The 11,979-nt window shown below is 69.8% G+C and carries 8 protein-coding genes; 3 read left to right on the forward strand and 5 right to left on the reverse strand.

Annotated features, from left to right (window positions below; genetic code table 11):
* The first annotated feature begins 176 nt into the window (after nucleotides 1-176).
* Together HV742_RS09510 and HV742_RS09515 are read left to right on the forward strand one after the other, a co-directional pair.
* Nucleotides 177-3,260, forward strand: coding sequence for a WG repeat-containing protein (locus tag HV742_RS09510; RefSeq protein ID WP_175144885.1), 3,084 nt, complete (start codon nucleotides 177-179; stop codon nucleotides 3,258-3,260).
* Nucleotides 3,261-3,262: 2 nt separating this feature from the next.
* Entirely contained in the window at nucleotides 3,263-6,151 is a 2,889-nt protein-coding gene (locus HV742_RS09515; protein WP_175144886.1) for a WG repeat-containing protein, read from the forward strand.
* A gap of 60 nt (nucleotides 6,152-6,211) precedes the next feature.
* Here HV742_RS09515 and HV742_RS09520 read toward each other — a convergent pair whose 3' ends face one another.
* Entirely contained in the window at nucleotides 6,212-7,072 is an 861-nt protein-coding gene (locus tag HV742_RS09520; protein ID WP_100504921.1) for an isocitrate lyase/PEP mutase family protein, read from the reverse strand.
* Nucleotides 7,073-7,179: 107 nt separating this feature from the next.
* On the opposite strand from HV742_RS09520, the gene HV742_RS09525 reads away from it, so the two are divergent.
* Nucleotides 7,180-8,058 (forward strand): LysR family transcriptional regulator, encoded by an 879-nt coding sequence (locus tag HV742_RS09525; protein ID WP_059272699.1) that lies wholly within the window; start codon nucleotides 7,180-7,182, stop codon nucleotides 8,056-8,058.
* A 73-nt stretch (nucleotides 8,059-8,131) separates the two neighbouring features.
* On the opposite strand, the gene HV742_RS09530 is transcribed toward HV742_RS09525, so the two are convergent.
* From HV742_RS09530 to HV742_RS09545, 4 genes are all read right to left on the reverse strand, one after another.
* Nucleotides 8,132-8,947, reverse strand: coding sequence for a siderophore-interacting protein (locus HV742_RS09530; protein ID WP_049076524.1), 816 nt, complete (start codon nucleotides 8,945-8,947; stop codon nucleotides 8,132-8,134).
* Between the two features lie 25 nt (nucleotides 8,948-8,972).
* Nucleotides 8,973-9,908: a PadR family transcriptional regulator gene (locus tag HV742_RS32240; RefSeq protein WP_254601027.1), complete on the reverse strand. Its 936-nt coding sequence runs from the start codon at nucleotides 9,906-9,908 to the stop codon at nucleotides 8,973-8,975.
* A gap of 134 nt (nucleotides 9,909-10,042) precedes the next feature.
* Nucleotides 10,043-10,939, reverse strand: a complete 897-nt coding sequence (locus HV742_RS09540) for a DMT family transporter (protein WP_175144887.1) — start codon at nucleotides 10,937-10,939, stop codon at nucleotides 10,043-10,045.
* Between the two features lie 73 nt (nucleotides 10,940-11,012).
* A complete protein-coding gene (locus HV742_RS09545; protein ID WP_238909449.1) occupies nucleotides 11,013-11,939 on the reverse strand; it encodes a helix-turn-helix transcriptional regulator in 927 nt (308 codons plus the stop codon).
* Nucleotides 11,940-11,979: the final 40 nt, after the last annotated feature.

Here is an 11,979-nt window from a genome sequence, read left to right on the forward strand (position 1 = left end):
TTAACGGTTCGTTTTCTATCGTTACATTTGCCGTTTTTTTGAGTGCTACTGCTGGTTACAGTGCTGTCCTCGTCCCTTTTTTAGACAGGCACTTCGACCATGCGGCACGTCCGGCTTCGCTCGTTCCCTTCCGCCGCGCCCACGCGCGCCCTGGCGCAACCCGGGGGCGCCGCATCATGAGCGCCGCTTTGCGTTTGCGAACAGGCTTGCGGCCGCTGGCGCTGGCCGTGGCGCTGGCCGCGCTGGGCAGCGCGCCGGCCAGCGCCGACGAATACGCCGACTGGCAGCACGACTGCGTCGGCCGCACCTACGCCATCACCCCTGACGTCAGCTGCCAACGCGCCTATGCCGAAGGGCTGGCCGCGGTGATCACCGGCAAGGCCAGCGACTCGGCCGGCACCTGGGGCTACGTCGACAAGCAAGGCCAGATGGTCATCAAGCCGGCGTTCCAGGAAGCGGAGTCGTTCCAGAACGGCCTGGCCGCGGTGCGCCAGGAGGGGCTGTGGGGCTATATCGACAAGCGCGGCAACTGGGCCGTCAAGCCTCGCTATGCGCGCGCCTCGGGCTTCAATGCGGAAGGCACCGCGCTGGTCGAACTGGACGAGCGCGACGTGCTGATCGATCGCCAGGGCCAGGTGGTCAAGACGTTCGAGCTGGGCACGCGCTCGTGGGGTTTCGAACGCGGCCAGAAGCTGGCCGAGATGGAAGTGCCGCAACCGCCGCGACTGTTCAACACCGCGACCGGCCGCGCACTGACGCTGCCCGCCGATGTGATGATGCTGGCGTCCTCCGACGACGCCGGCTCCCTGCCGGCGCAGCGGCGCAGTTCGCGCTATGGCGGCTGGTGGGGCCTGCTGGATGCCGACGGCCGCTGGGCCATCGCGCCCGACGTGCTGCGCTCGCAGCAACCGCCGCTGCGCGACGGCGACACGCTGGCCGTGCAGCGCGAAGACACCTGGCGGTTCGTGCGGCCCGACGGCTCGGCGTTGAACGGCGACGGCTATGAAAACGTGACGCGCGTGGCGTCCGGCCTGTGGCTGGTGAAGCCCAAGGGTGACGGTCCCTACGCACTGCTGGATGCGCGGCTCAAGCCGCTGCGCACTTTCACCAATCAATATGTCGGCGTCGAGGCGAGCGAGGGCTGGAAGGTGCTGACCGACGTCGACGCGGTGATCCTGATCCCGCCCGACGGCAAACCGCGGGTTGTCCCCGCGGCCTTCGGCCGCGTCACCATCCAAAACGGCATGGCCTGGATCAACGCCCAACAGCCGGCCGGTGCGGGGGCGGCGCCGTCCGCCGCGCAGGCCGACGTTGCCGCCAGCGTGGCGGCGCCCCCGGCAGCGTCCCTCGACCCCTCACCACCGCTGGCCGCGGATGTCGCGACCGCCGCGCCGCAGGCGGTCGACGCCGCCACTGCCGCGCCGCAAGCCGTCGAGGCCGCGGCAGCGGCCGACGCCGCTGTGGACGCCGCCGCGCCCATCGCCGCCGATGCCGCCACCGCGGCCGCCGACGCCGCCGTCAGCGCCGATGCGGGCGGCTACGAATCCGAAGCGACCCTGGCGCAGATCTATCGCCCCGACGGCACGCCGCTGCTGGACGCCGACACCGTCGCGCGCCTAGGCCAATACCGCGTCATGCCGTTCAGCGCCAAGCGCGCCGCCGGCAAGGCGCGCGACGGCCGGGCGGACGCCGACGCGCTGCCGCTGGCGCTGCTGCGGCCCAACGACTACAACCAGCCGACCGCCATCCTGACGCGTTCGGGCAAGATCGTCACCAATGCGGAATGGGACGACATGAGCAGCTACGACGCCACCGCGCCGCTGCTGGTGCAGACCCGCGAGCGCACCGTCGGCGCCATCGACGCCGACGGCAACTGGATCCTGCCGCCGAAATACGCCGGCATCGGCGGCTTCAACGGCCCCTATTCCTGGGCCCGCACGCCCGACATGGACCGCAACGCCGCCGTGCTGATCGACACCCGCGGCAATCCGCAGAAACTGCCGGCGCGCATCGAGGTCAATGGCGAAAAACTCGACGGCGACCTGCTCTACTTCTATGCGCTGGACGAACGCCGCAACCGTCGCTGGGGCCTGTGGAACGTCCGCGCAGGCAGCGAGACCGTGAAACCGACGCTCGACCGCATCGAGGACTTCACCGACGATTGGGCCAAGGCGCAGGACCACGATCGCTGGGGCGTCATCGACCGCCAGGGCAAATGGGTGGTGCCCGCCACCTACTCCGGCAGCTATGAACTCGATTACCTGGGCAACGGCTATCTGCTGGCGCGCGAACCCAAAGGAGAAGACAGCTCCGGCTATCGCGACGACTATCGCCTGATCAATCTACGCACCGGCAAGCGCAGCGTGGTGCTGCACGACCGGCCGCAGGATCTCAAGCAGGGCCGCTACCTGGCGCAAGGCAAGGACGGCGCCACGCTGCTGTTCGACGCCCAGGGCGGCATGACGCGGCTGTTCGAAGGCGAGCCCGAGCGCAAGGAGCAGTTCGGCGACTGGATCTACGTGCAGTACCGCTCACGCAATGGCGCCATCGACGCCCGCGGCAACTTCAAGGTGCCCCCCACCCATGGCGAATTCAACCCATTCTTCGTGCAGCCCGAGGGCCTGGCGCGCGTCTCCGACGGCCAACGCTACCGGCTGATGGACGAGAACGGCAAGACGCTGCTGCAAGCGCGTGGCGATGGCACGCCGCTGGCGTCGATGAAGCGCGCGGTGTTCCGCGACAGCAAGAATTCGCAAAGCGTGATGACCGATCTGCAGGGCCGCGAAATCACTCGCTTCAAGGGCGAATTCACGCTGGACGAACGCAGCGCCAGCGAGGGCGTGGTGGTCTATCGCGGCCAGGGCGACCGCTATGGCTTCGTCAACGCCGACGGCAAGCGCGTGGTCGGACCGTACTTCGATAAGCTGGGCCCGCTGCGCGACGGCCTGGCGCTGGCGCGGCGCGAGCAGCGCAGCGGCAAGCTGCTAGGCTACATCGACCTGAGCGGCCGTTACGTCATCCCGCCGGAATTCGGCTGGGCCGATGACTTCAGCGAAGGCCGCGCCCTGGTGCGCCGTGAAGGCCTGCTGGAATTCATCGACACGCGCGGCACGACCATGACGCTGTTCGGCCTGATCTGCGGCGAAGTCGTCGTGTTCGACGCGCAGGGTCGCCTGACCTGGCCGCGCGAAAAGCTGACCTGCCCCGACGCCGGCGACCTTGAATACGCGTCCGCCCCTGAATCCGCCCAAGCACAATGACCATGACATCACGCGCGTTTCACGCCACCCGTCTCGCCTGCGCCCTGGCCGCGCTGGGACTCTCGCTGTCGGCCCACGCCCAATACCGCCAGAACGGCATCCCCTGCGTCGACGGCCCCATGGATCTGACCGCGGTCCAGGACACCCGCCACGGCGACGCCGGTCCCGCCGGCTGCATCGGCCCGCTGTCGGACAATCGCGCCGCCGTGCTGCTGCCCTCCTCGCTGGAAGAGATCGACCGCGTCCCCACCGACGCCTCGCTGCGCCGCCACGCCTGGGGCTTTATCGACGCCAACGGCAAACTGGCGGTCGAGCCGCAGTTCGAGCGGGTCGGCGATTTTCACCACGGCCTGGCCGCGGTGCGCTGGAAGGGCAAGTGGGGGTACATCGACGCCAAGGGCAAGATGGCGGTGCCCCCGCGTTACGACAGCGCCTCCGATTTCGTCGAGGGCGGCCTGGCGGTGGTGACGGTGGATGGCCGGTACCAGTTGATCGACCGCGCCGGCAAGACGGTGGGCGACGCCATCGATGCCAGCGTCGACAGCGTGCGCCTGGGCGAAGGCAAGCCGGCCCGGCTGTCGATCACGTATCGCGAGGAATTCCGGTCAACCAGCGGCGAGCGCCGCTACGCCAAGCCCGGCGTGCAGGTGATTTCCAGCTATGGCGATGGCCTGTTCATCGGCGTCGACAACCATGGCATGCATGGCCTGCTCGACGGCGACTGGAACTGGCGCGTGGCGCCGCAATACAGCGACATCTCGCGGCTGGACCGCAACGCCCTGGCGCTGGGCATCGGCGAAGAGGAAGTGGTGCTGATCGATCCCGCCGGCAAGGTGATCGGCGAAGGCAAGCGCTACGAGCGCATCAAGCGCGTGGGCAAGGCCTTCTGGAGCGCCCAACTGCCGCGCGGCAAGGGCTACGCCCTGCTGGACGCGGCGGGCCAACCGTTGGGCGCGCTCACGGCCGAGGAAGCGCAGTCTTCGGAGATCTACGACAACACCCTGGTCTATGTATCCGGCGATACGCTCAAGGCCTATGTGGCCGGTCGCGCCGAACCGGTGGCGCTGGGCAGCGGCATGCGCCCCGAGCAGAACGAGGAAGGCTACCTGCTGTTCCGCGACCAGGCGGGCCAGGTGGCCGGGCTGCTGACGCCCAAGGGCGCGTGGCTGCACGGCGACAGCGCGCCGCCGTGGCTGGCCGACGTCGGCCGCATGACGCTGCGGCAGGGCAAGCTGTGGCTGTCCGGCCAGGACGGCCAATTGCTCAACGCGCTGGACGCCGACGGCCGCGCGATCCTGCAACCCGATGCCCTGGCGGCGGCCCAGGGCGCGCAACTGCGCGACCTGCCGCTGAACGTGCCGGGCGGCCCGCTGGGCCTGCTGGGCCAGGGTTACTGCCACTGCAACGACGGCGGCGCCGGCCTGGTGCTGGCGGACGGCAGCGTCGCCACCCACAAGGACTGGACGGAGGTCGTGCCGCTGGATGAGCCGCGTGACGACTACGCCACCGACGAAGAGGCCGAGGCCGCCCCGCTCGGCGCCGATGACCTGCGCTTTGCCGCGCAGACCGAAGCGGGCGTGCAACTGCTCGATGGCCGCGGCAAGCCGCTGGACCTGCCGCCGCAGCAGCACATCGGCGCCTTCCACCAGGGTTACGCGCTGATCTACAACAAGGGCCAGACGCGCCTCATCGACCGCGGCGGCAAGGTCCATGCGCTGCCGGATTACTTCGAGGCGGAGGTGGTGGCGCCCGGACTGGTGCGCTACCTGAAGACCGCGGCGGAGGGCGACCCATGGGGCCTGTACGATTTCATCGCGGGCAAGGAAGTGTCGCCGCCGGCCTTCCAGTACATCGGCGAATTCCAGCACGGCCAGGCCGCCGCCTCGCTGGGCGCAGGCAAGGCTGGCGTGATCGACCAGCAGGGCAAGTGGGTGGTGCCGCCGCGCTATCACGCCGTCAAGCGCGTCAGCGACAAGCTGTGGCTGGTGCAGCAGCCCGGGCCGCAGGAAAACGAATACCGCCGGCCGACCGCGCTGGTCAACCGCGATGGGCGCGTCCTGACCGCCTTCCAGCCGGCGCTGGAGGTGTCGCGCGAGGCCAATGGCACCTACCTGGCCTACAGCGAAAAACAGCGCTGGCTGGTCTCGCCGGACGCTTCCGGCACGCTCGACCTGGAAGACGCCAGCTATACGCAGATGGGCGACTGGCTGGCGATCCGCCGCGCCGACCGGCACGGCTATGTCGACGGCCAGGGCCGCTGGCAGGTCGCGCCCGGTCCGGTGGCGGGCACGCGCTTCCAGGGCACGCCGGCGCGCGCGCTGGTGAGCGGCGACGACGGCGCGCGGCTGATCGACGAACATGGCAAGACCGTCGTCAACCTGCCGGCCGGCCAATGGTACTGGCCGGCGGGATCAGCCTGGCTGATGCGCCATGGCAGCGACGACAACGGCAAGCCGACCACCACCTACGTCGACGCCACGGGCAAGACCCGCCTGACGCTGGCCGGCGACGGCACCGCGTTCTCGGAAGGCCAGGCCGCGCTGGCGCTGCCCAACGGCGGCATGCGCGCGATCAACGACAAGGGAGCCGCCTCCGGGCCGACCTTCGCCCACCTGGGGCCGCGCCGCAACGGCCTGTCGGTCGCGGCCGTGGGCGAGCGTTACGGCTACGCCGATGGCCAGGGCCGAATGGCGATCGCGCCGGTCTACCTGTGGGCTTCGGACTACGCCGGCCAACGCGCCGTGGTGTCGACGCGCGAACAGTCGCTGATCCTGGACGAGCGCGGCGCGATGGTGGCGCGCGTCACGCTGGAATGCGGCATCCGCACGCTCTATGGCGCCTACAACCAGCGCCTGTGGCCGCTGTCCATGCCGCAGCGCTGCCGCCGGTGACGCCGCGCGGGTGGCGCGCGATGACCCCGCCCGCCCGCCTTGGCGCGCGCCGCGCGTGGCCTACTGCGTGTCCAGCGCCAGGTAGCGGCGCGTCTGCACGATCTCTTCGCGTTCCTTGAAGCTGGTCAGGCGGTCGGCCAGCGCGCTGCTGTCGCCTGTCTCGCGGATGGCTGCAAGCGTGGCCTGCATGGCGTGGATGGCGGCGCGTTGCAGGTCCGAGGGAATGATCGCCAGGCGATAGCCCATGGCCGCCAGCTCGGGCAGCGGCACCAGTGGCGTCTTGCCGCCATAAAACATGTTGATGAGCTTCAGGCCGGGCAGCCGGTCCGCGATGGCGCGGATCTGCTCCAGCGTTTCCGGCGCTTCCACGAACACCATGTCGGCGCCCGCCTCAACATAGCGCTCGGCGCGCGCGATGGCGGCGTCGAAGCCTTCCACGGCGATGGCGTCGGTGCGCGCAATCACCAGCGTATCGGCATCGGCCAGCGTCTGGCGCGCGATGTGCACCTTGCGGCACATTTCCGCGGCATCCACCAGACTCTTGTCATCCAGGTGGCCACAGCGTTTGGGAAACGACTGATCCTCGATATGGAAGGCGGCCACGCCGGCGCGCTCCATGACGCGCACGGTGCGTTCGACGTTGGCCGAGCCGCCGAAGCCGGTGTCGGCATCGGCGACCACCGGCAGGCCGCTGGCATCGACGATCTTCTCCACCCGGTCCATGACCTCGGTGAAGCTCAGCAGGCCGATGTCGGGATAGCCGGCCGCGCGCGCGATCGCGCCGCCGCTGGCGTAGACCGCGTTGAAGCCGGCGGCCGCCACCAGGCGGGCCGACAGCCCGTCGTAGGCGCCGGGCGCCACCACAATGTCCTGGGCGAGATGCTGGCGCAGCCGGGCGCCGGGAGTCAGGGTCGTAGCCATGAGGCATTCCTTTGAAAAACGAAACGTCGATGCACGCATCATCGTTCCGCTAAACTAGAATGTCCAATATATGGAAAATTTTTAATCAATACTTTTTGAGTATCTAAATGGAACTGCGCCATCTGCGTTATTTCGTCGTCACGGCCGAGGCCCAGCACTTCACCCGCGCGGCCGAGCAACTCGGCATGGCGCAGCCGCCGCTGTCGCAGCAGATCCGGCAACTGGAAGAGGAAGTCGGCACGCCGCTGTTCGACCGGCGCGGCCGCGGCGTCAGCCTGAACGACGCCGGGCGCGCCTTCCTGGGGTGCGCGCAGGACATCCTGCAACGCGCACAGGACGCGGTGCGGACGGCGCAACGGGCGGCGCGCGGCGAGGTCGGCGAGCTGTCGCTGGGCTTCACCGAATCGGCCTCGTTCCATCCGGTCGTGACCGAACTGATCCGGCTGTACCGCCAGCAATACCCCGATGTGGAAATGACGCTGTCGCAGGACGACAGCGAAACGCTGGTGGCGCGCCTGCGCGACGGCCTGATCGACGCGGCTTTCGTGCGGCCGCCATTCGCCATGGACGGCGGCCTGCGCTTCACGCAATTGACGGAAGAGCCCCTGGTGGTGGCGCTGCCGCTGGGCCATGCGCTGGCGCGGCGCAAGCGGCTGGCGCCGGCCGACCTGGCGCGGGAACGCTTCATTCAATATTCGCGCAAGTCCGGCTACGGCCTGAGCGCCGACATCATGGCGGCGTGCCGGCAGCACGGGCTGAATCCACTGCCCGGCCAGCGCGCGCCGCAGCTGTCATCGGCGGTGAACCTGGTGGCGGCGGGCATGGGCGTGGCCATCGTGCCCGCGTCGCTGCGGCACCTGCGCCCGGACGGCGTGGTGTATCGCCCCTTCGCGCTGGACTGGCCGCGCGCGGTGCTGGGGCTGGCGGTGCGCGAGGACGCGCCCGGCGGGCGCGTGGCCAATCTGCTGGCGCTGGCGCAAGGATAGGCGCGCCAATGGCCGGGCCACGGCCGTCGCCTGCGGGAATCGCGCCCGAGTCGTCGGCGGCGGGCGCCCGGCCTCAGTCTTCGTGCGACTCGTGCACCGCGATGGCGCCGCGCTTCCAGTAGCTGGCGGCGCGGATGCGGCTCTTGTCGACGCCATGCTGCGCCACCATGATCTCGCGCACCGCCTTGGCCACGGCCGACTCCGCCGCGATCCAGCTGTAGCCTTCGCCCGGCGGCAGCGCCAGCTCGCGCGCGGCTTCCAGCAACAAGGTGCTGTAGCCGGCCGCGGTGCCGTTGCGATGCAGCCAGCGCACCGAGGCCTGGGCCCGGGTAGCCAGCGCGATCTCGTTGGCGGCGCCCGGCACTTCGATCAGCACCAGCGCCTGCGCCGTGGCGGGCAATTCCTCCAGGCGGCGGGAGATGGCCGGCAACGCGGTTTCGTCGCCGATCAGCACGTGCCAGTCGAAGCCCGTGGGCACCACGAACGAACCGCGCGGGCCGCCGATGCCCAGGCGTTGGCCGACCGCGGCCTGCTCGGCCCAGGTGGAGGCGGGGCCATCGCCATGCAGCACGAAGTCGATGTCCAGTTCCTGCCGCGCCGTGTCGAAACGGCGCGGCGTGTAGTCGCGCGCGGCCGGGCGCGGCGCGCCCTCGGGGAACTTGATGCCATCGGGACCGGCTTCGGGCAACACCAGCGGCTGCGACGGATCGGCGGGAAAAAAGAGCTTTACGTGGTCGTCGAAGGACGCGGACACGAAGTCGCGCAGGTCTTCGCCGCGGAAGGTGACGCGGGCCAGCAGGCCCGCGATGCGTTCGACGCGCGCCACGGTCAGCGTGCGCATCTTGAGCGGATGGCGCACGCGTTCGACGGTCAGGTCGGTCTGGGTCATGGGATCTCCAATGAGGGAAACGGGATCAGGCACAGTCCTTACCCGTGATTTCCTCGGTGGCGCGGCGCAGGATGGCGGCGATGCGGCGCTGCTCGGCCGGCGACGCGTCGGTGCGTTGCAGCAACGCATGGCGGATCGCCTGGCGCGCGTGCACGAATTCGTCGATCCAGCCGGCGGCGTCCTCGTCGTTGCCGGCGGCCGCGCGCGGTTCGCCGCTCCAGGCCTGGCGCATCCAGTCCATCTTGCGGGCAACATGCTTGAGCTTGTTGAACATCACCGACAGCCGCTCGCGGTTGGCGTCCAGGTGCGCGCGGCCGGGGTCTGCCAGGTGGTAGCGCTTCTTGCTGCCTTCCTGCTCGACGGTGGCGTAGCCCAGTTCCTCCAGGTAGGTCAGCGCGGGATAGACCATGCCGGGGCTGGGCGTGTAGAAGCCGTTGGACAGGGCGCCCAGCGCCTTGATGAGTTCGTAGCCGTGGCTGGGGTTCTGCTCCAGCAGACCGAGCAGCATCAGTTGCAGGTCGTCGGCGGTGACCTTGCGGCCGCGCGCGAAGTGGCGGCCGTCGCCGCCGAAGCTGTCGTCGGCATCGCCGCCGCGGCCGCCCCACGGGCCGCCAAACCAGCCGCCGCCCCCGCCGCCGCCGGCGTGGCGTCCGTGACGGCCGCGGCCGCCCTCGCGCCAACCGCCGGACGCGAAGTCCGCGCCGTGGCCACGCGGGCCCCGATGACCGTCGACGGCCTGGTGGTCGTGAAGGCCTTGATGGCCGTGATAGTCGCCACGTGAGTGATGATCGTGGCGGTCGTGATGATGGCCGTGACGATCATGATGATCGTGGCGGTCCGGGTGCTCGTGGAATGCGTGTTGGCCACGATGCCCGGGGTGGCCATGGCGGCCCGGGTAGGCATCGCGCGATTCGTGGCGGGCGCCTCGGGCAAAGGCGGTCAGGAAATGGAAGTGGCGCATGAATGGCCTCGCTGGGTATCTGACGTACTACTTAAGATATATCTTAAGATATAGATCGTACGATACACAGACCCGATTGCGGCCGTCAAGCGCCTTTTTCCTCCGCTTTTTTTGCCCCGCTTTTTTTGCCCCGCCTAGCCGCGCCCCTTGTCCAGCACCCCGGCGGCAATGCCGCCCACAATGAACGCCATCCCCAGCGACAGCGGCAGGGTCAACGGCTCATGCAGCATTGCCGCCGAGCACAGCAGGCCCACCACGGGCACGCCCAGCAGGCCGATCGCGGTGACGCCCGCGGGCAGGGACCGGTTCACGTTCACCGCCGCCCAATAGGCCACGGCGATGCCAAACACCCCGCCGTAGCCCAGCAGCCAGGCCAGGTCCGCATGCCATAGCACGCGCGGCGCGCCTTCCGCCGCCCAGGCCACCGCGGCCAGCACGCCGGAGGCCAGCAGCGCCTGCCAGAACGCCAACTCGAACGGCGGCGTGACCCAGCGGTGGGCGCGCACGTAGACGATATTGGCGGCCCAGCACAGCGCCGCGAGCAGCACCAGGCCGTTGCCGAACACCGCCTCGTGATTGCCCCAGTCGAACGCCAACGGATTGAAGATGACGGCCAGGCCCAACAGGCCCAGCGCCAGCCCCAGTTGCCGGCCGCGTCCGATCGGCTCGCCCAGGAACACGCGCGCGGCCGGGATGACCCACAGTGGCGTCGTGTAGGCGAGCACCACCGAGCGGCCGGCCGGCACGTATTGCAGCCCGAGGCTGACGAGCGCGGCGAACGCGCCCATGTGCAGCAGGCCCACGCTCAGGATCACCGGAATGTCGGCCCTGACCGGCCACGCCACGCGCCGCAGCGCCAGGCCCAGCGCCAGCAACGCGGCGGCGCCGACGACGCTGCGCGCGGCCACCGCCCAGAGCGGGGTCATATATTGCAGCAGCAGCTTGCTGACGATCCAGGTGAGCCCCCAGGCCAGCACCACCACGATGAGCAGCGACAAGGCCTGGCGGCGAGGCAGGATTTCAGTGGACATGGCGTGGGCGGAAGTAGCGGATCGCCCCGACTATAGAATCGCGTCGCGCCCCCGCCGTAGAACCACGCGGCGCCTAATCTCTGGAGCCACGCACGGCCGTGCGCGGCTTGCGCGCCAGCCAGCGCGCGAAGGCCATGGCCTGCGGCTCGTCGGGCGCGGGCGCGTACACCACCAGGCGCAGGTGGCGGCTTTCATCGACCGACAGGGTGGAATGCTCGAACGCCACCTCGCCCAGCGCCGGCAGGCGCAGGCTGCGCACCCCCATGCAGGCGCCGTGCACGTCGTGCTCGCGCCACCAGGCCTTGAACTCGGGCGCGACGCGCTCCAGTTCGTCGACCAGTTCGGTGATGTCCGGCGCACCCGAGGCCGAGGCAAAATCGCGCCGGAAGGTGGACAGCATGGCCGGCGCCTGCGCCGGCCAATCGACGAACAGCTCGCGCATGGCCGGGTCCACGAACAGCATCCACAGCAGGTTGCGCCGCCCCGTTGGCTGCGCGCCGAAACCGAACACGCGTTCGGCGGCGGCGTTCCACACCACCACGTCCCAGCGCAGGTTGAGGATGTAGGCGGGACGCGCGGGCAGGTCGTCCATCAGGCGCCGCACCTGCGGCGGCACGGTGCACCAGGTGCGCCCCGGCTCGGCCGGCGGACGCTGATGCGCCAGCAGGTACAGGTGGCGCCGTTCCGCCGCGTCCAGCCGCAACACGCGCGCCAGGTTTTCCAGGAAGGTGGCCGACACGCTGATGTTGCGGCCCTGCTCGAACCAGGTGTACCAGGCCAGGCCGACGCCGGCCAGCGCCGCCACTTCCTCGCGCCGCAGGCCAGGGGTGCGCCGGCGGCCGCCGGCGGGCAGGCCCAGCGCGGCCGGACTCAGACGCTCGCGGCGCAGCCGCAGGAATTCGGCGAGGTCGGCGCGGGTACGGTCCAGCCGCTGCGCGCCCGTGTCGAGCGCGCCGGTGCGCGGCGCCGGCGCGGCGTCATGCGAAGGGGAACGGGGCATAGGCTATTGCCTTCAGTAATAGCATAAACAGCTAAATTGT

This window comes from Achromobacter ruhlandii (assembly GCF_902859695.1).
GTDB lineage: Bacteria > Pseudomonadota > Gammaproteobacteria > Burkholderiales > Burkholderiaceae_B > Achromobacter > Achromobacter ruhlandii.

Bases quoted from the DNA above. Each gene is read 5' to 3' on its own strand.
- HV742_RS09510 (WP_175144885.1), top strand. From the start codon at position 177: ATGAGCGCCGCTTTGCGTTTGCGAACAGGCTTGCGGCCGCTGGCGCTG.
- HV742_RS09515 (WP_175144886.1), top strand. From the start codon at position 3,263: ATGACATCACGCGCGTTTCACGCCACCCGTCTCGCCTGCGCCCTGGCC.
- HV742_RS09520 (WP_100504921.1), bottom strand. From the start codon at position 7,072: ATGGCTACGACCCTGACTCCCGGCGCCCGGCTGCGCCAGCATCTCGCC.
- HV742_RS09525 (WP_059272699.1), top strand. From the start codon at position 7,180: ATGGAACTGCGCCATCTGCGTTATTTCGTCGTCACGGCCGAGGCCCAG.
- HV742_RS09530 (WP_049076524.1), bottom strand. From the start codon at position 8,947: ATGACCCAGACCGACCTGACCGTCGAACGCGTGCGCCATCCGCTCAAG.
- HV742_RS32240 (WP_254601027.1), bottom strand. From the start codon at position 9,908: ATGCGCCACTTCCATTTCCTGACCGCCTTTGCCCGAGGCGCCCGCCAC.
- HV742_RS09540 (WP_175144887.1), bottom strand. From the start codon at position 10,939: ATGTCCACTGAAATCCTGCCTCGCCGCCAGGCCTTGTCGCTGCTCATC.
- HV742_RS09545 (WP_238909449.1), bottom strand. From the start codon at position 11,939: ATGCCCCGTTCCCCTTCGCATGACGCCGCGCCGGCGCCGCGCACCGGC.